Consider the following 260-nt stretch of genomic DNA (forward strand, 5'->3'; position numbering starts at 1 on the left):
GGGCCGGGGAAAAAGGATTCCGTCCACATCCCTTCCGATCTTACGATTTCATGGTGCTCAAAGCCCAGGTGCAGATAGGTGAGGCCGCCCGCCGGATGGTCCACGCTGACTCCGGCAAGGCCAAGCAGGTGGCGCGCGGCCACAAGCGCTTCGCCGCAGCCAAACAGCCGCTGTGCGATGCGAGACCCAACCAGCACGCGGTGCTGCGGCGAGACGACGAGATCGCGCGCCGGCACCCCCGCGCCCAGTGCACCCGCACG

The 260-nt window shown here is 67.7% G+C and carries 1 protein-coding gene; it reads right to left on the minus strand.

Annotated elements, in window-relative coordinates:
- Positions 1-260, minus strand: a 260-nt coding sequence (locus tag Q5762_RS38875) for a Hint domain-containing protein (protein ID WP_315897032.1), incomplete at both ends; no start/stop codon positions are given.

The organism is Streptomyces sp. P9(2023), assembly GCF_032436795.1.
Classification (GTDB): domain Bacteria; phylum Actinomycetota; class Actinomycetes; order Streptomycetales; family Streptomycetaceae; genus Streptomyces.